Source organism: Bradyrhizobium sp. WSM1417 (assembly GCF_000515415.1).
Classification (GTDB): domain Bacteria; phylum Pseudomonadota; class Alphaproteobacteria; order Rhizobiales; family Xanthobacteraceae; genus Bradyrhizobium.
The window spans coordinates 4,660,142-4,682,224 of the sequence record NZ_KI911783.1 but is presented as its reverse complement, the minus strand read 5'-3'; the positions used below and the strand labels follow the sequence as shown (position 1 = coordinate 4,682,224).

Sequence of the window (22,083 nt, the reverse complement as noted above, 5' to 3'; positions counted from 1 at the left end):
CGGATCACGCGAGGCGACGCGCCGCCATCTCCGCAGCGAGCAACACTGCGGCGCGGCTGGCGCCGATTGATGCAATGCCCTGGCCGGCGATGTCGTAGGCGGTGCCGTGGGCGGGCGTGCAGATCGGGAACGGAAAGCCGCCGAGCAAGGTCACGCCGCGATCGAAGCCCATCAGCTTCATCGCGATCTGGCCCTGATCGTGATACATCGTCAGCACAGCATCGAAGGCGCCGCCCTTGGCGCGCAGGAACACGGTGTCGGCGGGAAACGGCCCCTCCACGGCGATACCCTCGCGCTGGCCGGCCGCGACCACGGGCGCGATGACATCGATCTCCTCGCGGCCGAAATTGCCGCCATCCCCGGCATGCGGATTGAGGCCGGCGACCGCGATGCGCGGCCGGACGAAGCCGGCATTGCGCATGCAGGCATCGGTCAGCGTGAGCGCGCGATGGATGCGTTCGCCGGACAGTCGCGCGGCGACGTCCTTGAGCGGGATATGGGACGTCACGCGGGCGTTCCAGAGCCGGTCCAGCACGTTGAACTCGCTTGCGGCGGTTTTGAGCCCGACCACTTCCGCGGAGAACGCGATCTCGTCGTCATACTCGGCGCGGGCCAGCCGCATCGCCTGCTTGTTGAACGGCGTGAAACAGACGGCGTCGAGCCGGCCGTCGCGGCCGAGTTCGAGCGCCTGCTTGTAGTTGGCGAGCGCAAACCTGCCGCCGGCAAGGCTCGCGATCCCCTGCCTGATGTCGCCGGGATCGAGGTGCCCGAGATCGACGAACAGCATTTCGCCGTTCGCCGCGCGCAAGTCCGCCCCCTGCTCCACTGTTGTCAGCTCCGGCTTGACGCCAGCAATGCGCGTGCCCGCGTCGAAGATGCGGCGATCGCCGATGACGACGATCCGGCTACGGGCGCGGATGTCGTCCTGCACCACGAGCTTGGCGGTCAGTTCCGGGCTGATGCCGGCGGGATCTCCCATTGCCAATGCAATGAGCGGCTTTGCGGTCATATGATCACTTTCTCCCGAGCGGTCTCTTGAGCTCTCTCTCGAGCTCTCTCTTGGGCTGTCATCTCGTCAGCGGACCGCGCAGGCTTGCGCAGCACGCGCGCAAGCTGCAGCACGAGCGGAAGCAGCAACAGCGCGATACCGGCCACGATCAGGCATGTCACCAGCTTGTTGGCGAAGAATATCCCGAGCGATCCCTTGGACATCAGCATCGACTGCCGAAACGCATCCTCGGCCTTGTCACCGATGACGATCGCGAGCACGAGCGGCGCCAGCGGATAGAACAGTTTCTTGAAGAGATAGCCGACGATGCCGAAGCCGAGCATCATGACGACGTCGAGATAGGAGTTCGACACCGAATAGGCGCCGACGACGCAGATGATCACGATCAGGGGCGCGATGATCACGAACGGAATCCGCATTAGGGCCGCGAAGACCGGCACGGTCAGCAGCACCAGCACAACGGCGACGATATTGCCGACATACATCGAGGCAATCAGGCCCCAGACAAAGTCTTTCTGGTCGACGAACAGCATCGGCCCGGGATTGAGGCCCCAGATCATCAGCCCGCCCATCATGACGGCCGCAGTGGCCGAGCCGGGAATGCCGAGCGAGAGCATGGGCAGAAGCGCGCTGGTGCCGGCGGCATGATCGGCCGTCTCCGGCGAGATGATGCCCTCGACCTCTCCGGTGCCGAAGTATCGGCCGCGGCGCGAGAAGCGGCGGGCGATGCCGTAGCTCATGAAGGATGCCGCGGTCGGGCCGCCTGGCGTGATCCCCATCCAGCATCCGATGGCCGCGCTGCGCAGCAGTGCCACGCTATGCCGCGGCAGGCGGCCGATCGCGCGAAATACCTCGCGCCACTCTATCTTCGACGAGACCGCGCGGGCATGAAACTCCTCTTCGACGGCGACGAGCAGCTCGCCGATGCCGAACAGCCCCATCACCGCGACAACGAAGTTCACGCCCTTGACCAGTTCGTCGACGCCCATGGTGAGACGCACGCTGCCGGAAACGGTGTCGATGCCGATGGCGGCAATGGCGAAGCCGATCGCCAGCGCGACGACGGTCTTGATCGGCGCCGCCCCGCCCATGCCGACGAAGCTGGCGAAGGCCAGGAAATAGACCGCGAAATATTCCGCCGGCCCGAAGGCGAGTGCGACCTGCGCCACCCATGATGCGAGGAAGGTGATCAGGATGACGCCGATCAGCGCGCCGAACGCCGCCGAGCCGAAGGCGGTGGCGAGGGCCGTGGTCGGACGGCCGTCGCGCGCCATCGGGTAGCCGTCGAAGGTGGTGGCGACAGAGGACGGCTCGCCCGGGATGTTGAACAGGATCGAGGTCACGGATCCCCCGAACAACGCGCCCCAATACATGCTGGAGAGCAGGATGATGGCGGAGACCGGCTGCATGCCGAAGGTCAGCGGCAACAGCAGCGACACCCCGTTCGGAGCACCCAGCCCAGGTAGCACGCCGACGAGAATGCCGAGCAGCACGCCGATCACCATCAGCGCCAGATGCGGCAGCGTGATCGCGATGCTGAAGCCGTGAAGGAGTTCTCCAAGATTGTCCATCGGCCTCTCCGTCAGAAGCCGAACGCCGCGGCGAGCGCGCCATGCGGCAAGCTCACCTGGAACATGCGCTCGAACACGACGTAGAGCGCGAGCGCTGTCGCCGCCGCCATGCCAAGCGCGCGCGGCACGGATTGTTGTCGGGGGATCGCCAGCACCGCGAAGATGTACAGAGCTGAGGCAACGTACATCCCGGCTAACGGGATCGCAGCCACAAAAATCGCGGCCGGCACGAACAGGCCGGCAAGCCGGCGCAGCTCGATCGATGTGATGGCAATTGGGACGCTGGCGAGCGTCGCGGCCGGCATGACACCTCGCGCGAGGTTGTAGAGACTCCCGAGCACGATGATGATCCCGGTCAGGAACGGAAACGTCCCGGCGTCCACGCCCGCGCTCGACCAGCCGATGCCGTTATCGAGACTGGAGACGACGACGGCCACACCAAAGCTGCCGGTGAGGATTGCGGTCGCAAGTTCGAGAGCGCGGCGCGATATCATGGGCCACTCCAGCGAAACGCCAGATGTTTGCTCAGTCCTCGTCCTGAGGAGCGCGCCTTGGCGGGCGTCTCGAAGGACGGCTCCGGGCGACATCCCATCCGCGGCCATGCTTCGAGACGCCCGCCTGCGGCGGGCTCCTCAGGACGAGGACGGTGGTTGAGCTCGGCTGCGCAATCGAACGCCATCGGCCGCCTCACTTGACCAACCAGCCCTGCTCGCCTGCGACCTGCTTGACGTGCTCGAGGTCCTCCTTGATGAACTTGTCGAGTTCGGCGCCGGTCAGGAAGGTGTCGACCTGGGAGGTTTTCTCGATGTAGTCCTTCCAGTCCGGCGTCGCCTGCACCTTCTTCATCAGATCGACATAGAACGCGGCCTGATCCGGGGTGACCTTGCCTGGGAGCCACACTGTCCGCGGCTGCTCATATTGCTTGATGTCGAGGCCCTGCTCGACGCAGGTCGGAACGTCGCCCCAGCCTTCGGTCGCGGTGACCTTGGCGCCCTGCGGCAGCCGCTTCGGGCTGAAAACGCAAAGCGGTCGTTGCGTTCCACCGCGCCATTGCCCGAGACTTTCGCTGGGATTGTTGACATGGGAGTCGAGGTGTCCGCCGGCGAGCTGCACGGCGGTCTCGGCGCCGCTCTTGAAGGGGATGTAGGTCAGCTTGATGTGGCCGGCCTTCTCGATCATGCGGGTCAGCACCTCGTCGGTATCCTTCGACTGCGCGCCGCCCATCTTGAACTCGCCTGATGCGGCCGCCTTCAGATAGTCGCCCGCCGTCTTGTAGGGCGCGTCCTGCTTGACCCAGAGCAGGAACTCGTCCTGCGCCATTGCCGCGATCGCAGTGAGATCGGTGTAGTTGAAGGCGACCTTGGAGACGAGCGGCTGCTGCCAGGCATTCGACGTGCCGAAGATCACCTTGTATGGATCGCCGGCAGAGGCCTTGCCGTAGACATAGCCTTCCGCGCCGCTGCCGCCGCCCTTGTTGACGACGACGATCGGTTGCTCCACCAGCTTGTGCTTGGTGATGATGTTCTGCACGGCGCGCGCGAGATTGTCCGTGCCGCCGCCGGGCCCGGCGGTCGCGACGAACTCGATCGGCTTTTGCGGCTGCCAGGCACTGAGCGCCGGCATCGTGCCGGCGAGCACGGTTGCGGCTGCGGAGAGCAGAAATGTTGACGTCCGACCCATGATGTCCTCCAGCTGATTTTTGTCTCTTGTTCTTGTCGTTTTCGACGCCCGGTCAGGCGACGCGTTCCTCGCGTCTTCCCGATGCCAGGACGATTGCGCCTTCTTGTTCGAGCGCTTCGATCTGCTTCTGGTCGAACCCGTGCTCGACCAGCACCTCGCTTGTATGCTCACCGTAGACCGGCGCGCCCGTACGCACTTTGCCTGGGGTCTCCGAAAACTTGACTGGCAAGCCGATCGTCTTCACCGGACCAAGTGTGGAATGCTCGACCTCGACGACCATCTCGCGCGCCAGCGTCTGCGGATCGCTGAGCGCCTCCAGCATGTCGTGCACGGGTCCGCACGGCACGCCCTTCTCGTCCAGCGCCGCGAGCCAGTGCGCCCGCGTCCGGGTGCGGAAGCGCTTGCTCAGGACGGCTTCGAGCTCCTTCAGATTGGCCATGCGGTCGGCGCCGTTGATGAAACGCGGATCGGAGGCGAGCTCGCTCGCACCGAGCGCGTCCAGCATCAACAGCCAATGCTTCTTGTTGGCGCCGCCGACCACCAGCCAGCCGTCGGAGGCCTCGAAGGCCTGATATGGCGCGTTGAGCGGATGGGCCGAACCCATGGCGCGAGGCGCAGTGCCCGCGGCGAGCGCGATGGTCGACTGCCAGTAGGTCTGCACCAGCGCGGCCTCATAGAGCGAGGTCTCGACCCACTGCCCTTCGCCGGTCTTGAGACGGTGCGTGTAGGCCGCGAGGATGCCCATGCTCGCCAGCAGGCCGGCGGTGATGTCGGACAGCGGCGGGCCGCATTTCACGGGCGGACCATCGGGACGTTCGCCCGTGAAGCTCATGATGCCGCTCATGGCCTGGGCAACCAGATCGAAGCCGCGGCGATGCTTGTAGGGCCCGGTGCGGCCGAAGCCCGACAGCGAGCAATAGATCAGCGTCGGATGCTGCTTGTGCAGGTCTTCGTAGCCGAAGCCGAGGCGCTCCATGGCGCCCGGCGCAAAGTTCTCGACCAGCACGTCGGCGTCCGCGATCAGCCGCCGCAACACCTGCTTGCCGCCATCGGTCTTCAGGTCCAGCACGATGCCGCGCTTGTTGCGGTTCATCATCAGGAACGAGGCCGCCTCGTCGCCAATCTTCGGCGGCACCGAATGGCGGGTGTCGTCGCCGTTCGGCGATTTCTCGATCTTGATCACGTCGGCGCCCATGTCGGCCAGCATCAAGGTGCAGGTCGGCCCTGCCATGACATGGGTGAGATCGATGACCTTGAGGCCGGCAAGCGGCCCCGAACGGGCGGAGGTTGATTGCGATCGATCGCTTTGCATCGGGGCCTCCTATTGGCCGCGCCATTGCGGCGCGCGCTTCGTGAGGAAAGCATCGAGCCCTTCGCGAAAATCCTGGCTCGTGTAGCACATCAGGATGAGGTCCTCGCCCTCGTCCGGCGTCAGCCGCCTTTGCAGGCGCGCCACGGCCTGCTTGGTCGCATTCAGCGTCAGCGGCGCGTGGCTAGCCAGGAGCCGGGCGACCTCGTCGGCGCGCCGGTCGAGCGCGGCGAGATCCTCGACGACCTCGCCGAGCAGTCCGACACTGGCGGCCTCCGTGGCGTCGACGAGGCGGGCGGTGAAGATCAGATCCTTGACGCGGGCAGCGCCGATCAGCGCGGTGAGACGACTGACGTTGGACATCGACAGGCAATTGCCGAGCGTGCGGGCAATGGGAAAGCCGATTTTCGCGGTTTGGGTGCCGATGCGGAGATCACAGGCCGCGGCAATGCCCGCGCCGCCGCCGGTGCAGAACCCGTTGATCGCCGCGATCGTCGGCACGCGGCACTGCTCGAGCGTGGTCAGCACCCGATCGATGCGGTTCTCGTAGTCGATCGCGTCCTGCGGCGACTTGAAATCGCGGAACTGATTGATGTCCGTGCCCGCGGCAAACGCCTTGTCGCCGGCCCCGCGCAGCACCAGCACCTTGATCGCGTGATCGTCGTTGATCTCCTCGCAGATCGCGGCAAGCCGCTCGTACATCGCGAAGGTGAAGGCGTTGCGGGCCTGCGGACGGTTGAAGGTGATCCGCCCGATACCGTCCTGACGCTCGAAAACGAGGTCTGGCGTCTCCACCTGCTGGTCCATTTCCTCATGTCCTTCTGTTTTTTACATTTTTGAATGCAAAATTGTCGATTTACAAGCTGGAACTTGCCTCAGTCGGCATATATCTTCATTTTTGCATTCAAATGGACTTCAGACCCATGCTGCATGAGGAAGTCGTCGGCCGCATCCGGGCCATCCTGCTCGACGGCGAAATCCCGCCGGGCGCGCGGATTCCCGAGCGCGAGCTGTGCGAGCGCCTGCAGATATCGCGCACGCCGCTACGCGAGGCGCTCAAGGTGCTCGCCGCCGAAGGACTCGTGCAGCTCCTGCCCCACCGTGGCTCGCGCGCGGCAAAACTGACCGACAAGGATATGCGCGACCTGTTCGAGGTCTGCCAGGGTCTCGAGGCGCTCGCCGGCGAACTCGCCTGCGAGCGCATCACCGATGCCGAGATCGCCTCGATCGCCGACGCGCACGCGGACATGGTGCGGCATTATCGTGACGGCGACCTGATCCAGTACTATCGCGGCAACCGCGCCATTCACGAAGGCATCGTCGCTGCGGCCGGAAACCCGGTGCTCGCGGGGTTGTATGCGTCCGTGACCGCGCGCATCCGGCGCGCGCGTTATGTCACGCCGATGACGCCCGAGCGCTGGGCCGTCGCCGTGAAGGAGCACGATGCCATCCTGAATGCCCTGCAGAGGCGCGACGGCGTCGGCCTCGCCCATATCCTGCGCGCGCATCTACGCCACAAGCGGGAAGAGGTTTTGCAGGCGGGCTTTGCCGAAACGGAAGGCAGTGACCTGGTGCCGCGGATTGCGTGAGACGGTATTCGCGGCGCAGAAAGAAACTTGCAGTCCCGCTACAACGCGCGGTCAAGAGACACAATCGCGACACAATCATTGATTGCATTCAGCCGTACGGATCGTGCTGACGCGAGGCGATCGGCCGAGGCCGAAAGTAAGGCGCAAACAATTGCGCAAACAAAAGACAAAAGCGGAGGAAACGCATGACAATCGATGTCTCACGTCGGTCCTTGTTGACCCTCGGGGCTGGCCTTGGTGCCAGCGCAATGCTCGGCGGCAGCGCGATGGCGCGCGCTCCCAAGCTCGGCACCCAGACGCCCTACTGGCACCGCTTCGTTCTCGGTGATGCCGAAGTCACCATCGTGTCCGACGGACCGCTTCCGCTCGGCGACCCCTCCGGGACCTTCACCGGCGTTCCCAAGGAAGAGGTGAAGAAGATGCTCGTCGACAATTTCCTGTCGCCGGACAATGTCGTGCTCGAGCAGAACTCGCCGATCGTCAACACCGGCGACAAGCTCATCCTGTTCGATACCGGCATGGGCTCATCCAAGATGTTCGGCGCCAGCACGGGCCGGCAGCAGAAGAGCATGACCGAGGCCGGCATCAAGCCCGGCGACATCGACGCCGTGGTCTGCTCGCATGCCCATATCGACCACATCGGCGGCATCGTGGACGACGGCGGCAAGCCGCTGTTTCCGAACGCGCAGATCTACATCTCGCAGACCGATTTCGACTTCTGGACCGACGAAGGCAAGCTCGGCAGCGCGGCCAAGGATTTCGTCGTTCACGCCCGCAAGAACCTGCTGCCGGTGCGCGACCGCATCGTGTTCTTCAAGGATGGCCAGGAATTCCTGCCCGGCGTTCAGGCGATCGCAGCGCCCGGTCACACCGTCGGCCATACCATCTTCATGGTCTCGTCGGCCGGCAAGTCCTTCGCCTTCATGGGCGACCTCTCGCACCATCCCGTCCTGCTGCTCGAGCGGCCGCGGATGGAATTCTCCTACGACACCGATCCCAAGCAGGCGGCCGAGTCGCGCGTCAAGCTGCTGACCATGCTTGCGGCGAATAAGACGCCCGTGATGTCCTATCACTTCGCATGGCCGGGCTATGGTCACGTTGCCAAGGCCGGCGAAGGATTTCATTATTATCCCGAACCGATGCAGATGACGTTGTAGGTCGGATCAGGTCCGGGTGGCGTACGCGCCGCCCGGACCGCCCGAACGATCACCGCTGTCCGGCTGACCGGCAAGCAACTACAATCCGCAATGTCTCCGGCGGCGTTGGCAAGCGGACATTTTGGTGCTATTGAACTACATCTACTAATTGCAAATCGAATTTATTGACGTGAATTTGTTTGGGAGCGTCAATGTCCCGCGAGAACGATGGTTTTGTCTTCCATCGTGGCCTGCTCCAATGGGTCCCGGATGTTGTCTATCGGGCCATCAACTTCTTTGTCAGATGGGACAAACTGCCGAGGCTGCTCGGAGCTGCCAATCTTTCGGCGTTCCGCGATCGGCTGCGGGAGCACAATCTGCACCATACCGGCTACGGCACGACATCGCCTCGCTGGAGCACGGGCAATGACCGCTGGCGTTCCGCCGACGGCTCGTTCAACAGCCTCGACCATCCGCGCATGGGGATGGCTGGCGCCCGGTTCGGACGCAATTTCGCGCTGCCCGAATGCGTGCCGGACCGCCTGGACGACCTGCTCGAACCCAATCCGCGCGTGATCTCGGAGGAATTGCTGGCGCGCCACGAATTCATTCCCGCGACCAGCCTCAATCTGCTGGCCGCCGCCTGGATCCAGTTCGAAACCCATAATTGGTTCAGCCATGGGGCCCCTAAGTCGGGAAACGAGTTCAAAATTCCGCTGAAGCCACACGACGAATGGCCTGCGGATGAGCGGATCGACGGCTGCATGAAGATCCGTCGGACCGTTTGCGACGAGACGCCACGTGAACCATGGCTCGGCGCGACCCCCACGTTCCGCAATCTCAACTCGCACTGGTGGGATGCCGGACAGATCTACGGCAACGACCGCGCGAGGCAGATGCAGATCCGTTCGCGGGCAGATGGGAAGATCGCAGTCGGCAATGATGGGATGCTTCCAGCCGATCCGGTGCATCCGGGCGCCGATCTCACCGGCTTCAACGACAATTGGTGGGTGGGGCTCAGCCTGCTGCACAACCTCTTCGCACGCGAGCACAATGTCATCTGCGACGGCTTGAAGGCGCGGTATCCGACCTGGAAGGACCAGGAGCTATTCCAGCGCGCTCGCCTGATCAACGCGGCCCTGATCGCCAAGATCCACACCATCGAATGGACGCCAGGCATCCTCGGCCATCCCGCACTGGATTTCAGCATGCACGCCAACTGGTCGGGGATCCCGTGCCGGGTGCTGCGCGCCGTGCTCGGCAAGAACAGCGAAGCCGCCTTTGGCATCATCGGCTCTCCGACGGATCAGCACAGCGCGCCCTACGCGATGACCGAGGAATTCACCGCTGTCTACCGCCTGCACCCGCTGATCCCCGAAACGATGGATGTACGGCGGCTCGATAGCACAGAGATTACCCCTAGCGACTTGGTCAATATGCAGGGGCGCGCCTCCCGGGAGTTCATGCAGACTCACGGCTTCGTCGACCTGCTGTACTCGTTCGGCACCGCTCATCCCGGCGCCATTCGCCTCCACAATTATCCCAACTTTCTGCGCCGGTTCACGAAAGACGACCAGCCGCTGCTCGACGTGGCAGCGATCGACATCATGCGTGATCGCGAGCGCGGCGTGCCGCGCTACAATCGGTTCCGCGAACTGGTCGGCAAAAAGCGGGTCAAGACGTTCGAGGAAATCACCAGCATCCCCGGCGCGGCCGGGAAGATGCGCGCGATCTACAAGGGCGACGTCGATCGCGTTGATCTGATGGTCGGACTATTGGCCGAGGACCTGCCGGACGGTTTCGGCTTCAGCGATACCGCCTTCCGCATTTTCATCCTGATGGCATCGCGGCGCCTCAAGAGCGACCGGTTCTTCACCGATGACTACCGGGCGGAAGTCTACACCAATTTCGGTCTGGACTGGATCCACAATAACGGAATGAAATCGGTGCTGCTGCGGCATGTGCCGCAACTCGGACCGGCGCTCGAGGGCGTCAACAACGCCTTCGCCCCGTGGAACGTGCTGCGACGCTGAGCCTTGGCGCTCTGCAAAGTCGCAGCTGCTCTAACACCCGAGCTTGTCGGCGATCCCGCCAAAATCCTTGGCGACGATGTCCCAATTGCCGGTGGCCTCGAAATCGACCTTCTGAAGCGGACCGTATTCAGTCGGCCGCGCCACGAAGGCCGTCTTCAGCCCGTTCTTCTGCGCGGCGGCGAGATCGCCGTTGTGGGCGGCGACCATCATCACCTCTTCCGGCTTGAGGCCGAGCAGGCGCGCGGCGCCGAGATAGGTTTCGGGATCGGGCTTGTAGTGCTCGAACAGCTCAGCCGACATGATGAGGTCCCAGGGAAGCCCTGCGAACTTCGCCATGTTGGTGAGCAGCGCGACATTGCCATTCGACAGCGGCGAGATCACGAATTTTGTCTTCAACCGCGTCAGGCCTGCGACGCTGTCGGGCCACGGGTGCAGGCGGTGCCAGCCCTTGGTGAGGTAATCGAGATCGGCGTCCGTCAGGCCTCGAATCGAAAATTGCGCCACCAGTTTTTCCAGCGAGCGGCGATGCAAATCATCGAGCATGACATAGCCGCGCTCGGGATGTTGGCGCACGTCATCCATCGAAGCCATGTACATGCCGCGCCAGCCGTCGACCAAAGCGGTCCAGTCGGCAGTGATGCCGCGGCCCCTCGCCCACCACATGAAGTCCGTGATCAGGCTGGTGCGCCAGTCAACGACGGTGCCGAACACGTCGAACACCAGGGCTTTGACGGCGGTGAGGTCGGATGTTGTGGTCATGCTTGGCTTCGCGGATAGCCCGCGCTCCGGGTGGCTTCGTCTCAGATGAAGGGCTTTAAAGCATGATCCTTTCCATGCAACAATAGCGCTAGTCCGCCACACCAAGCACGTCCAAGACGAGCGAGTTGCCCGCCTAAACCAGTCGGAGCGCAAACGCATCTGCCATGACCATCCCTGTTGCATGTATATTGCTTGAGGATGCCCGCCTTCCGGACGAGGCATCTTTAATCGAGACGTTACGCGTTCGTCATCCTGGCTTGCGGTGGGACCGCAGCCCAGTCGCACCAAGTAACGATACCGACGGTCCGATGTTCATCCGCGTCGGCGATCATCTCATGACCATCCTCTTGATGCCCGCACCCATGCCCTACGATCAGCGGCTGTGGCAGCAGGCCTCCCGGGTATGGCCCGACGCTTTCCACGCCGCCGGCCGCCACCGCGCGCACCTTGTCGTCGCGACAATGGGGTCCGCCGAAGACAATCCCCAAACGAAAGCGCTTGGGTTCGCCGAGAGTGTGCGCCTTACGACCGCCTTTGTCGGCGCCGTGCTCGAAGCACTTCCCGGCTGTCTCGGCGTCGTCTGGCGCGGCATTGTCGGCCGCTCGCCCGAGATGTGGCTTGAGCAGTCACGCCGCTCGTTCGAGCCGTTTCCGGATCATCCGTTCGGATTGTGGATGGAGATTGTTCACTTCGTGAGCGGCAAGACGATTGGGGCCTACACGACCGGACTATCCGCATTCATCGGACGCGAGATCGAATTTGAGGTGGACGGGCTCGATGAACGCACCGTCACAGCCCGCGTTGCCGGCCTTTCATCCTACCTGATCGCAAACGGCATTGAGGCCGGGCCCAAGAGCGGTGCCGTGTTCGAGGCCGACTCCGAGGTCGATCATCACGTTGCGGTGCTCCATCGCAATTCGCGCTTTCGGATCGGGCCGGTTATCTCGTTCTTTTCTCTTCAAGACCGAGCTGGAAGGCTCAAGACCTACCAGATCATTCCGTCATCTCTCGCGCGAAATCACCCGCTTCTGATCATGCTGGGCAAGGTCGGGCTTTTCGATCCGACGAAGTCCGAAAATCTCATAGAGCTGCGGCCAGATCACTACGTTTCGGAAACTCGCCTGGAGAGCCTCGATGGCGGCGTGTCGCAGGAGCTGTCCAAAATGCTCGCGACCGACGCCTACGCCGAGGCGGACACGAATGCGCGCCGCGCGCTATCGAGCGGAGACATTGCGTCAGCGAGGTCTTTCTTGCTGCCTTGGGCTGGGGAAGTTCGCCAGCTCCAAGACGCGCTCCAACTCGCTCTGACCTTGTGCGACGCGTTCTTGTTCATGCCGGCCGCACCGCGCAGCCCTTAGTGGACACGCGATGGATCATGTCCATCCTGGTGCTGTACGCGACGACGTCCGGCTAAAATTCGCCGAACGAACGCACGCGGACGTCGCGGAGACTAGTCCAAATGGAACTTCGCCAGTTCGCGGTGCTCGGCCTTGATGTAGCGCACGGTGCCAGTGACGGAACGCATCACCACCGTCTCGGTCTCGATCACGCCGTCCTTGCGGAATTTGACGCCTGACAGCAGCGAGCCCGTGGTGACGCCGGTGGCGGCGAACAGGCAGTCGCCGCGCGCCATGTCCTCGATCCCGTAGATCATCTTGGGATCGTTGACGCCCATCTTGGCGGCGCGCTCCCGCTTCTCGTCGGAGTCGAGGATGAGACGACACTGCATCTGGCCGCCGATACAGCGCAGCGCCACGGCCGCGAGCACGCCTTCGGGCGCGCCGCCGGTGCCGAGATACATGTCGACGCCGGTATTGTCGGGGTCGGCGCAGTGGATCACGCCGGCGACGTCGCCGTCGGTGATGAGGCGCACGGCGGCGCCGGTCGAGCGCACGCTCTCGATGATGCTGGCATGGCGCGGCCGGTCGAGCACGAGAACGGTGATGCCGTCCGGCTTGACGCCCTTGGCCTTGGCGAGGCGGCGGACGTTTTCGGCCGGCGTCGCATCGAGCTCGACGACGCCCTTGTCATAGCCGGGACCGATCGCGAGCTTCTGCATGTAGACGTCGGGGGCGTGCAACAGCGTGCCGCCGTCGGCCATCGCCATGGTGGCAATCGAGCCCGGCATGTTCTTGGCGCACAGCGTGGTGCCTTCGAGCGGATCGACCGCAATGTCGACTTGCGGGCCGGCGTTCATGCCGACCTTCTCGCCGATGAAGAGCATCGGCGCCTCGTCGCGCTCGCCCTCGCCGATCACGATGGTGCCCTCGATCGGCAGCTTGTTGAGCTCGCGCCGCATCGCGTCCACCGCGGCCTGATCGGCCGCCTTTTCGTTGCCGTGCCCGCGCAGACGCGCCGAAGACACCGCCGCCCGCTCCGTCACACGCACGATCTCCAGCGTGAGAATGCGCTCGAGCAATGCTTGCGGCGGGACTGAAATATGGGTCGACATCGGCTCACTCCTTCGAAACAGTTTTGGACGGACATCTCCGCCGCATCAACTCGTAACACCCACAGTTCGTTCGAACCGTGTCATTGCTTAAGCATGCTCAGTTCTTCTCGATCCGTATCACCTGCGGCCGCCCGCTGATCACCTTGTCCTTCTGCACGGCCGCGAGCGCGCGGCGCACGGCGTCCTCGTGCGTGGCATAGGTGATGAGGATGACGGGCACCGGGACCGCCTTGCCGTCTGCCGGCGCAGCGCCGCCATTGGGATGGCGCTGCACGATCGACTCGATCGAAATCTTCTGCTCCGCAAGCCGCGTCGCGATCGCAGCCGCGGTGCCCGGGAAATCGCGTGCCAGAAGGCGGATGTAGTAGCCGCCCTCGTGGCGCTCCATCGGTGCCTTCTTGGTATCGCGCAGCTGCGAAATCGGCCGGCCAAACGGATTGGCGCGAATGCCGCGCGCGACGTCGGCAATGTCGGCGACGACGGCGGATGCGGTCGCCGCTCCCCCGGCACCGGGGCCGACCAGCGTGATCGGCGGGATGCCCTCGCCATCGATCGTGACCGCATTGGTGACACCCATCACCTGCGCGATCGACGAGGATTTCGGAACCATGGTCGGATGCACGCGCTGCTCGATGCCCTTGGCGGTGCGAACGGCGACACCGAGGAGCTTGAGCCGGTAACCGAGATCGTCAGCGGCACGGAGATCTTCCGGCGCGATGGAGGAGATACCTTCGACATACACGGCGCTTTGAGCAACTTTCGTGCCGAAAGCGAGGCTGGCGAGAATGGCGAGCTTTTGCGCGGTATCGTGGCCGTCGACGTCGAATGACGGATTGGCCTCGGCATAGCCGAGCCGTTGCGCGTCCTTCAGGCATTCGGCGAAGGACAGGCCCTCCTGCTCCATCCGGGTCAGGATGTAATTGCAGGTGCCGTTGAGGATGCCGTAGACCCGGTTGATGCCGGTTCCGGCAAGACCTTCGCGTAACGTCTTGATGACAGGGATCGCAGCGCCGACAGCTGCCTCGAAATTCAGCGCGCCGCCGTGCTTTTCGGCGGCCTTTGCCAGCTTGAGGCCGTGCTTGGCTAGCAACGCCTTGTTGGCGGTGACAACGGACTTGCCGGCGTTCAGCGCAGCTTCCACCGCCGACAGGGCGGGATCGCCGGAGCCACCCATCAGCTCGACGAAGCAGTCGATGCCGGGATGCGTGGCGAGGGCAAGCGGATCCTTGACCCACTCGACGCCGCGCAGATCGACGCCGCGCTTCTTGGCCTTCGAGCGCGCGGTGACGGCGACGACGCGGATGCCGCGGCCGCTGCGGCCGGCAAGCACGCGCGCCTGCGTTTCGATCAGACGGACAACTTCGGCGCCCACGGTGCCGAGCCCCGCTATGCCCACTTTCAGGGGTGCAACCATGATGCCTTGGAAAACCTGCGGAAGAGAACTTAACGCCGAGTGGCGAGCGGAACGACGTTGTGCAACGTTTCGATGCCGCTTTCAAGGAAGCGGCGCACGCCGCGCGCGGCCTGCCTGATCCGTTGCTCGTTTTCCACCATGGCGATACGGACATATCCTTCACCATGCTCGCCAAAGCCAACGCCGGGCGAGACCGCGACACCGGATTTCTCCACCATCAGGGTCGCGAACTGCATGCTGCCGACGCTGCGGAAGGCTTCCGGCAGTGGTACCCAGGCGAACATCGACGCTTCCGGCGGCGGGATCTCCCAGCCGGCACGGCCAAACGATTCCACCAGCGCGTCGCGCCGCTTGCGGTAGGTGTCGCGCATCTCCTTGATGCAATCGTCCGGTCCGTTCAGCGCGGCGGTCGCTGCGACCTGGATCGGCGTGAACGCACCGTAGTCGAGATAGGATTTGACGCGGCCGAGTGCCGCAATCACGCGCTCGTTGCCGACCGCGAAGCCCATGCGCCAGCCAGCCATCGAATAGGTCTTCGACATCGAGGTGAACTCGACGGCGACGTCCATCGCACCCGGCACCTGGAGCACCGAGGGCGGCGGGTTGCTTTCGTCGAAATAGACCTCGGCATAAGCGAGATCGGACAGGATCAGGATCTCGTGCTTCTTCGCGAACGCGACCAGATCCTTGTAGAAGTCGAGGCTCGCGACATAGGCGGTCGGGTTCGAAGGATAGCAGACGACGAGCGCCAGCGGCTTCGGGATCGAATGCACGATCGCCCGCTCGACCGCCTCGAAGAATTGCGGCGTCGGCTCCGAGGGCACCGAGCGGATCACGCCGCCTGCCATCAAGAAGCCGAAGGCGTGAATCGGGTAGCTCGGATTGGGACAAAGGATGACGTCGCCGGGCGCGGTGATCGCCTGCGCCACGTTGGCAAAGCCCTCCTTGGAGCCGAGCGTCGCCACCACCTGGGTGTCGGGATTGAGCTTCACGCCGAAACGGCGGGCGTAGTAGCCGGCCTGGGCCCGGCGCAGCCCGGGAATGCCGCGGGAGGCCGAGTAGCGGTCGGTACGCGGCTTGCCCAGCGTCTCCTTCAGCTTCTCCAGCACGTGCGCCGGCGCCGGCAGGTCCGGATTGCCCATGCCGAGGTCGATGATGTCGGCGCCGGCATTCCGCGCGGCTGCCTTGGCCCGGTTGACCTGTTCGAACACGTAAGGCGGAAGGCGGCGGATGCGGTAAAACTCTTCCATGGCTCTCTCGGCTCCGGGCAACCGGTCAGGACAGAATCGACAGGCCATAAAAGACCAGGCGGAAAGGCGCCCGCATCCCTCGCGAAAATTACTCAAGATCAAATACTTAGAGCAATTATCGACGATGTTGACTGAAGTCGTTCGCCCTGACTCTCGGCTGAACTAAGGTCTTTTAGCACGGCGAGGCGGAGGCGCCAGCGATTACCTTGCAACGCCCTATTTCGCATCCTTGGTGGCAACCGCCTGACGGTCGCGCGCGGCAGCAAGTTCGGCCTCGATCTTGGCCCGTTGGTCCGGCGGCATGACCGCCTGATCGCGATCCGGAGGCAGATCGTGCACCGGCAGATAGCTACCGGCCTCCCTGGGATGGGCTTGCGCATCGGAAGGCGTCATATCCGCAAGCTGGCTCGAGCAGCCGCCCAGGGCGAGCGTCGCCATCAGCAACGCGCCACAGATCCGCCGCGACTTTTGCAGGTCCCTCAACGCCAACACTAGGGAAATCCCCACTCCGTCCCAAAGCACGGCCCCGGGCAACCTTACCCAGATCCGCGCCCAAGCTCAAACCATTGCTGCCCAAATGGTGCGAGCGAGAAAACAACCCCGGGACCACCAAGCCGAGCGGTGCGGCTCGATTGTGACGGAACCAAGAAGATTTGTCGCACTGCAACACATCTTCGAGAGTGTTTAACGCCAAACATGCGAGCTTCGCGGTGACGAATACGGAATGAATCGTTACTGTTCTGCTCATGAGTATGGCCACGACCGATACGCCCAAACCCGAGACGAAGTTCGATGCGGAAGCCTTCGCGATGAATGTCGCGCGGGCGATGGAGAGCGGCGGCAAGGCGCTCGCCGCGTATCTGAAGCCGCGCGAGAGCGGCGAGGTGCAGGATCGGCCGCCGGCCGAGCTTACCGAGGTCGTCAAGACCTTCACTGCCGTCGCCGAATACTGGCTGTCGGATACGTCGCGGTCCTCCGCACTCCAGACCAAGCTCGCCAAGGACTATCTCGACCTCTGGGGCTCGGCGGCGCGCCGCATGGCCGGTCAGGACGCCCCGCCCGCGATCGCGCCCTCGCCGCGCGACAAGCGCTTTGCCGATCCGGAATGGAAGTCGAACCAGTTCTTCGATTTCATGATGCAGCTCTACCTGCTCACGACCAAATTTGCGCAGGAGCTTGTGCGCGACGCCGAGGGACTCGATCCGCAGACCCGCCGCAAGGCCGAGTTCTACGTCCAGCAGCTCACCAACGCGATATCGCCCTCCAACTTCGTGCTGACCAACCCGGAAGTGCTGCGCGCGACGGTGGCCAGCAGCGGAGAAAATCTCGCGCGCGGGCTGAAGATGCTGGCCGAGGACATCGCCGCCGGCAAGGGCACGCTGAAGATCCGTCAGTCCGATCCTGACAATCTCGTCGTCGGCGTGAACATGGCGACGACGCCGGGCAAGGTGATCTACCAGAACGAGATGATGCAGCTGATCCAGTATGCGCCGGCGACGGAGAACGTGCTGCGCACGCCGCTCCTGATCATCCCGCCCTGGATCAACAAGTTCTACATCCTCGATCTCAAGCCGGAGAAATCCTACATCAAGTGGTGCGTCGATCAGGGCATTACCGTGTTCGTGATCTCATGGGTCAATCCCGACAAGCGGCTAGGTGCCAAGAGCTGGGAAGACTACATGAAGGAAGGCCCGCTCACGGCGATGGACGTGATCGAGAAGGTCACCGGCGAAATGAAGGTGCACACCGCGGGCTATTGCGTCGGCGGCACCATGCTCGCGACCACGCTGGCCTGGCTCGCCGAGAAGCGCCGCCAGCGCGTGGCCTCCGCGACATTCTTCGCGGCACAGGTCGACTTCACCCATGCCGGTGATTTGCTCGTGTTCGTCGACGAGGAGCAGATCGCATCGCTCGAGCAGGACATGAAGGCGGCGGGCGTGCTCGAAGGCTCGAAGATGGCGATGGCCTTCAACATGCTGCGCTCCAACGATTTGATCTGGTCCTATGTCGTCAGCAACTACCTCAAGGGCCAGCAGCCGAGCGCGTTCGACCTGCTGCACTGGAATTCCGACGCGACGCGCATGACAGCGTCGAACCATTCGTACTATCTGCGCAATTGCTATCTTGAGAACCGGCTCTCGACCGGCACGTTGGTGCTGGACAACACCTTGCTCGACCTCTCCAAGGTCATGGTGCCGATCTACAATCTCGCAACCCGCGAGGACCATATCGCGCCGGCGGAATCGGTGTTGTACGGCTCCCAGTTCTTCGGCGGTCCGGTGAAATACGTGCTGTCCGGCTCGGGCCATATCGCCGGCGTGGTCAATCCGCCCGCCTCGAACAAATACCAGTACTGGACCAACGACAACGTCAAGTCCGCCAACGTCGCCGAGTGGATGAAGGGCGCGGTCGAGCACAAGGGCTCGTGGTGGCCGGACTGGCGGCAATGGCTGGGCGCACTCGATCCCGAGGAAGTCCCGGCCCGCACGGTCGGCAGCGAGGCGTTTCCCCCGATCGAGGACGCCCCCGGCAGCTATGTCAGGGTTCGCGCATAGCAGAATCTTCCGCGGTTTCGTATAAGCTCCATGCCTACAGCAGAAGTTGATGAGGGGACCGGGTTATGACGCGTGAATTGTTCTGGCTGACACTGACGGTGGTCCTGACCGGAATCCTCTGGATTCCCTACACCATCAACCGCTGCCAGATTCGCGGTCTTGGTGGCGCCATGGCCAATCCCTCGCGCACCGACAAGCCGCAATCGGAATGGGCGAACCGCCTGATGTTCGCGCATGACAACGCCGTCGAGAACCTCGTGCTGTTCGCGCCGCTGGTGCTGATCCTGAACGCGATCGACTACTCCTCGAAATGGACGGTGCTTGCTTGCGCCGTCTATTTCTGGTCGCGCGTTGCGCATCTGATCGTCTATGCGCTCGGGATCCCGGTGTTCCGCACGGTGGCCTTCACCGTGGGCTTCATCGCGCAGGCCGTGCTGGCCGTCGCGATCTTCAAGGTGGTTTGATCGCGTCCCCGATGGGCTTAGCGCCTGCAACAAAGGGGTGAAATCCTGTTAAGCCTGCCGCGGCCACCGGTGTTGCCAAAGGATGACAGTGAGACAAAAACAGGGATGCCATCCTTCGGCTGCCACGAAGGATCGGCCATCCACAGGTATATTTGGCCATCGCATTGATGATTCGGGGCAGATATGAATTGGAAGATTGCATCCGCGCTCGCCGGACTCTCGCTCGCAGCCGTCACGACCCAGGCCAGTGCCGCCGATCTCGCCGCACGTCCCTACACCAAGGCGCCGCCGATGATCGCGGCCATCTATGATTGGAGCGGCTTCTACATTGGCGCCAATGGCGGCTATGGCTCGTCACGCAATTGCTGGGACCAGACTGTTGGTTTCGCGCCCGGCGTTGCGGAAGGCTGCAATGACGCGAAGGGCGCTGTCGCCGGCGGCCAAATTGGTTATCGCTGGCAGAGCAGCGCCTTCGTATTCGGCCTCGAAGCGCAGGGCGACTGGGCGGACCTCTCGGGCCGGAGTGCCAGCACCGTGGCCGGCGTCGCCAACCGCACCCGTGTCGATGCTTTCGGCCTGTTCACCGGCCAGGTCGGCTACGCCTGGAATAACGCACTGCTTTACGTGAAGGGCGGCGCCGCCGTCACCCGCGATCGCTACCGGGGCATCGGAACGGGTGGTCTGGCCGGAGCCGAGTTCGATCGTGCCGACGATACCCGCTGGGGCGGCACGGTCGGCATCGGCATCGAATACGGCTTCGCCCCGAACTGGTCGGTCGGCCTCGAATACGACCATCTCTTCATGGGCCGTCAGGACATCACGCTCACCTCCAACGGCGCGCTGGCGCCGGTCGGCACGTTCTCACGCACCGACCGCATCGGCCAGGACGTCGATTTGATCACCGCCCGCATCAACTACAAATTCGGCGGCCCGATCATCGCGAAGTACTGAGAAAGCGCCCCTCGCAGTCGTCATGCCCGGGCTGGTCGCGCCTGCGCGGCCGAAGCCGCTTCGGTGAGGCCGAGGCCCGGACATACACGTTCTCCTCGACCGCGGCGGTGGCCTTCACCGTCGGCTTCATCGCGCAGGCCGTGATGGCCGTCGCTATCTTCAAGGTGGTTTGAGATCAGGCCTCGTTGTTTTAGATTAGACCTTGCGAACGACGAGATGCAGCATGTTCGCCGGCGTCTCGTCAAAGCTCTGGATGACGTTCCTGTCCGACGACAGCGTGAGCCATGGGCCTGCGCTGGCGTAGGTCGCCTCGATCCATTCTGGCGACGCATAATTGTAATAGCGCCCGAGACTGTCCCGGCCGTCGCCCTCGCCCATCTTGTAGCTGGCATAGAACACGCCTGAGGGCCTGAGCGCACGATGAATCCGCGCCAGGATGGCGGCGAGCTCGTCGCGCGGCACGTGCAGGAGACAGGCGCTAGCCCAGACGCCGTCATAGGCCTCGTGCGCGTCAAGCTGGTCGAACCGCATCGCCTCGACGGCATGACCGAGCCGCTGCGACGCGATTTCGGCCATTTCAGGCGAACCGTCGGTGGCGCGCACCGAAAAACCTTCGGCCAGCATCACCGCCGAATGATTGCCGGCGCCACAGCCGAGCTCGAGGATCGAGCCGCCGGCCGGCAGCAGAGCGAGAAAGCCTCGCAGCCGCGTCGAAGGCGCCTTCGCCCAGTCCGCATAGGACCGGGCGTTGCTCCGATAGAATTGCAGAGTCCCTTCGTCCACGGCGACCACTCCGATCAGGGAAACAGCGCGATCTGCTCCAGTCCAGCGGTCTCGGGGAATCCGAACATCAGGTTCATGTTCTGGATCGCCTGACCGGCCGAGCCCTTCACCAGATTGTCGAGCACCGAAATCACGATGGCGCGGTTCTTGATCCGGTCGGCGATGACGCCGATCTGGGCATAGTTCGAGCCGCGTACGTTCTGAGTCTGCGGCAGCACGCCCTTCTTGACGACATGCACGAACGGCTCGTTCGCGTAGGCTCGCGCAAGGGCGGCCCGCAAATCGTCCGGCGTCGCGCCGTTGAGCTTGACGTAGGACGTGCAGAGTTCGCCCCGCGACATCGGAATGAGATGCGGCGTGAAATTGACGGTCACGCTCGCGCCCGCCGCGACGCCGATCTCTTGTTCGATCTCCGGAGCATGCCGGTGCGTGCCGACCGAATATGGCGAAATCCCCTCGCCCGCCTCGCTGAACAGCGTGTTCTGCTTCAGGCCGCGTCCGGCGCCGGTGACGCCTGACTTGGCGTCGATCAGGATGTCGTCGACGTCGATCAGTTTTGCTTTCGCCAGCGGCACCAGCGCCAACAGCGCTGCCGTCGGATAGCAGCCGGGACAGGCGACCAGCCGCGCCGCGGTGATCTTCTCCCGATAGAATTCGGTCAGGCCGTAGACGGCTTCGCCCTGCAACTCGAGCGCCTGATGTTCGTGACCGTACCACTGCGCGTAGGTTTCCTTATTGCGCAGCCGGAAATCGGCGGACATGTCGAGGACCTTGATCTTCGGGTTGGCCTTCAGCACGGCCGCGATGATCTGCTGCGTGGTGCCGTGCGGCAGCCCGCAGAACACCGCGTCGAGCTTGGTCCAGTCGACCTTTTCCCATTCCACGAGTTGGGGCAAATCCAGCATGAAGAAATGCGGAAACACCTCGCTCATAGGCTTGCCGGCATGCGTGTTGGCGGTGAGTGCGGTGATTTCCGCATTCGGATGCCGCGCCAGCAGACGCACCGCATCGGCGCCGGTGTAGCCGGAGGCACCGAGGATGCCGATTTTCTTCGAACTCATCACACGTTCCTTTCAGGCGGCGCTGGATCGTCTTGCCGGAGTAGAAAGTTGCGGCGTCGCTTCGTCC

At 63.6% G+C, this 22,083-nt stretch carries 20 protein-coding genes; 7 read left to right on the top strand and 13 right to left on the bottom strand.

Annotation, left to right across the window (positions count from 1 at the left end; all coding sequences use genetic code 11):
* Window positions 1-4 precede the first annotated feature (4 nt).
* From BRA1417_RS0122455 to BRA1417_RS0122430, 6 genes are all read right to left on the bottom strand, one after another.
* Complete coding sequence (locus tag BRA1417_RS0122455; RefSeq protein WP_027517752.1) at window positions 5-1,009, bottom strand: 4-hydroxythreonine-4-phosphate dehydrogenase PdxA; 1,005 nt, start codon at window positions 1,007-1,009, stop codon at window positions 5-7.
* Window positions 1,006-2,580 (bottom strand): tripartite tricarboxylate transporter permease, encoded by a 1,575-nt coding sequence (locus tag BRA1417_RS0122450; RefSeq protein ID WP_027517751.1) that lies wholly within the window; start codon window positions 2,578-2,580, stop codon window positions 1,006-1,008. The genes BRA1417_RS0122455 and BRA1417_RS0122450 overlap by 4 nt, the downstream gene beginning before the upstream one ends.
* An 11-nt stretch (window positions 2,581-2,591) precedes the next feature.
* Window positions 2,592-3,074, bottom strand: a complete 483-nt coding sequence (locus BRA1417_RS0122445) for a tripartite tricarboxylate transporter TctB family protein (protein WP_027517750.1) — start codon at window positions 3,072-3,074, stop codon at window positions 2,592-2,594.
* 193 nt (window positions 3,075-3,267) lie between these two features.
* A complete protein-coding gene (locus BRA1417_RS0122440) occupies window positions 3,268-4,260 on the bottom strand; it encodes a tripartite tricarboxylate transporter substrate binding protein (RefSeq protein WP_027517749.1) in 993 nt (330 codons plus the stop codon).
* A 52-nt stretch (window positions 4,261-4,312) separates the two neighbouring features.
* Window positions 4,313-5,572, bottom strand: coding sequence for a CaiB/BaiF CoA-transferase family protein (locus BRA1417_RS0122435; RefSeq protein WP_027517748.1), 1,260 nt, complete (start codon window positions 5,570-5,572; stop codon window positions 4,313-4,315).
* Between the two features lie 9 nt (window positions 5,573-5,581).
* Window positions 5,582-6,376, bottom strand: a complete 795-nt coding sequence (locus BRA1417_RS0122430) for an enoyl-CoA hydratase/isomerase family protein (RefSeq protein ID WP_027517747.1) — start codon at window positions 6,374-6,376, stop codon at window positions 5,582-5,584.
* Window positions 6,377-6,492: 116 nt separating this feature from the next.
* On the opposite strand from BRA1417_RS0122430, the gene BRA1417_RS0122425 reads away from it, so the two are divergent.
* From BRA1417_RS0122425 to BRA1417_RS0122415, 3 genes are all read left to right on the top strand, one after another.
* Entirely contained in the window at window positions 6,493-7,158 is a 666-nt protein-coding gene (locus BRA1417_RS0122425; protein WP_156948851.1) for a GntR family transcriptional regulator, read from the top strand.
* Window positions 7,159-7,343: 185 nt separating this feature from the next.
* Entirely contained in the window at window positions 7,344-8,315 is a 972-nt protein-coding gene (locus BRA1417_RS0122420) for an MBL fold metallo-hydrolase (protein WP_027517745.1), read from the top strand.
* Window positions 8,316-8,506: 191 nt separating this feature from the next.
* Window positions 8,507-10,327: a peroxidase family protein gene (locus BRA1417_RS0122415; protein WP_027517744.1), complete on the top strand. Its 1,821-nt coding sequence runs from the start codon at window positions 8,507-8,509 to the stop codon at window positions 10,325-10,327.
* Between the two features lie 30 nt (window positions 10,328-10,357).
* On the opposite strand, the gene BRA1417_RS0122410 is transcribed toward BRA1417_RS0122415, so the two are convergent.
* Window positions 10,358-11,086, bottom strand: coding sequence for a haloacid dehalogenase type II (locus tag BRA1417_RS0122410; RefSeq protein ID WP_027517743.1), 729 nt, complete (start codon window positions 11,084-11,086; stop codon window positions 10,358-10,360).
* A 308-nt stretch (window positions 11,087-11,394) separates the two neighbouring features.
* Here BRA1417_RS0122410 and BRA1417_RS40670 point away from each other — a divergent pair, with 308 nt between their 5' ends.
* On the top strand, window positions 11,395-12,444 hold the full coding sequence (locus tag BRA1417_RS40670; RefSeq protein WP_245286261.1) for a hypothetical protein: 1,050 nt from the start codon (window positions 11,395-11,397) through the stop codon (window positions 12,442-12,444).
* Between the two features lie 92 nt (window positions 12,445-12,536).
* Here BRA1417_RS40670 and glpX read toward each other — a convergent pair whose 3' ends face one another.
* The 4 genes from glpX to BRA1417_RS0122385 form a co-directional block, all read right to left on the bottom strand.
* Complete coding sequence (glpX, locus tag BRA1417_RS0122400) at window positions 12,537-13,538, bottom strand: class II fructose-bisphosphatase (protein WP_007609885.1); 1,002 nt, start codon at window positions 13,536-13,538, stop codon at window positions 12,537-12,539.
* 97 nt (window positions 13,539-13,635) lie between these two features.
* A complete protein-coding gene (locus tag BRA1417_RS0122395) occupies window positions 13,636-14,952 on the bottom strand; it encodes a homoserine dehydrogenase (protein ID WP_027517742.1) in 1,317 nt (438 codons plus the stop codon).
* Window positions 14,953-14,981: 29 nt separating this feature from the next.
* Window positions 14,982-16,202, bottom strand: coding sequence for an LL-diaminopimelate aminotransferase (locus BRA1417_RS0122390; protein WP_018454429.1), 1,221 nt, complete (start codon window positions 16,200-16,202; stop codon window positions 14,982-14,984).
* A 216-nt stretch (window positions 16,203-16,418) separates the two neighbouring features.
* Window positions 16,419-16,694 carry a hypothetical protein gene (locus BRA1417_RS0122385; protein WP_027517741.1) on the bottom strand — a complete coding sequence of 92 codons (276 nt, stop codon included), beginning with the start codon at window positions 16,692-16,694 and terminating at the stop codon, window positions 16,419-16,421.
* A 254-nt stretch (window positions 16,695-16,948) separates the two neighbouring features.
* Between BRA1417_RS0122385 and BRA1417_RS0122380 the strand changes: the two genes are divergently transcribed.
* The 3 genes from BRA1417_RS0122380 (at window position 16,949) to BRA1417_RS0122370 (ending at window position 20,172) form a co-directional block, all read left to right on the top strand.
* Window positions 16,949-18,757 (top strand): alpha/beta hydrolase, encoded by a 1,809-nt coding sequence (locus tag BRA1417_RS0122380; RefSeq protein WP_027517740.1) that lies wholly within the window; start codon window positions 16,949-16,951, stop codon window positions 18,755-18,757.
* A gap of 65 nt (window positions 18,758-18,822) precedes the next feature.
* A complete protein-coding gene (locus tag BRA1417_RS0122375) occupies window positions 18,823-19,221 on the top strand; it encodes an MAPEG family protein (RefSeq protein ID WP_027517739.1) in 399 nt (132 codons plus the stop codon).
* A 183-nt stretch (window positions 19,222-19,404) separates the two neighbouring features.
* Window positions 19,405-20,172 (top strand): outer membrane protein, encoded by a 768-nt coding sequence (locus tag BRA1417_RS0122370; protein WP_027517738.1) that lies wholly within the window; start codon window positions 19,405-19,407, stop codon window positions 20,170-20,172.
* 195 nt (window positions 20,173-20,367) lie between these two features.
* Here the strand turns inward: BRA1417_RS0122370 and BRA1417_RS0122365 are convergent, their stop codons facing one another.
* Window positions 20,368-20,955, bottom strand: a complete 588-nt coding sequence (locus BRA1417_RS0122365; protein WP_027517737.1) for a bifunctional 2-polyprenyl-6-hydroxyphenol methylase/3-demethylubiquinol 3-O-methyltransferase UbiG — start codon at window positions 20,953-20,955, stop codon at window positions 20,368-20,370.
* Between the two features lie 14 nt (window positions 20,956-20,969).
* On the bottom strand, window positions 20,970-22,016 hold the full coding sequence (gene argC, locus BRA1417_RS0122360; RefSeq protein ID WP_027517736.1) for an N-acetyl-gamma-glutamyl-phosphate reductase: 1,047 nt from the start codon (window positions 22,014-22,016) through the stop codon (window positions 20,970-20,972).
* Window positions 22,017-22,083 lie beyond the last annotated feature (67 nt).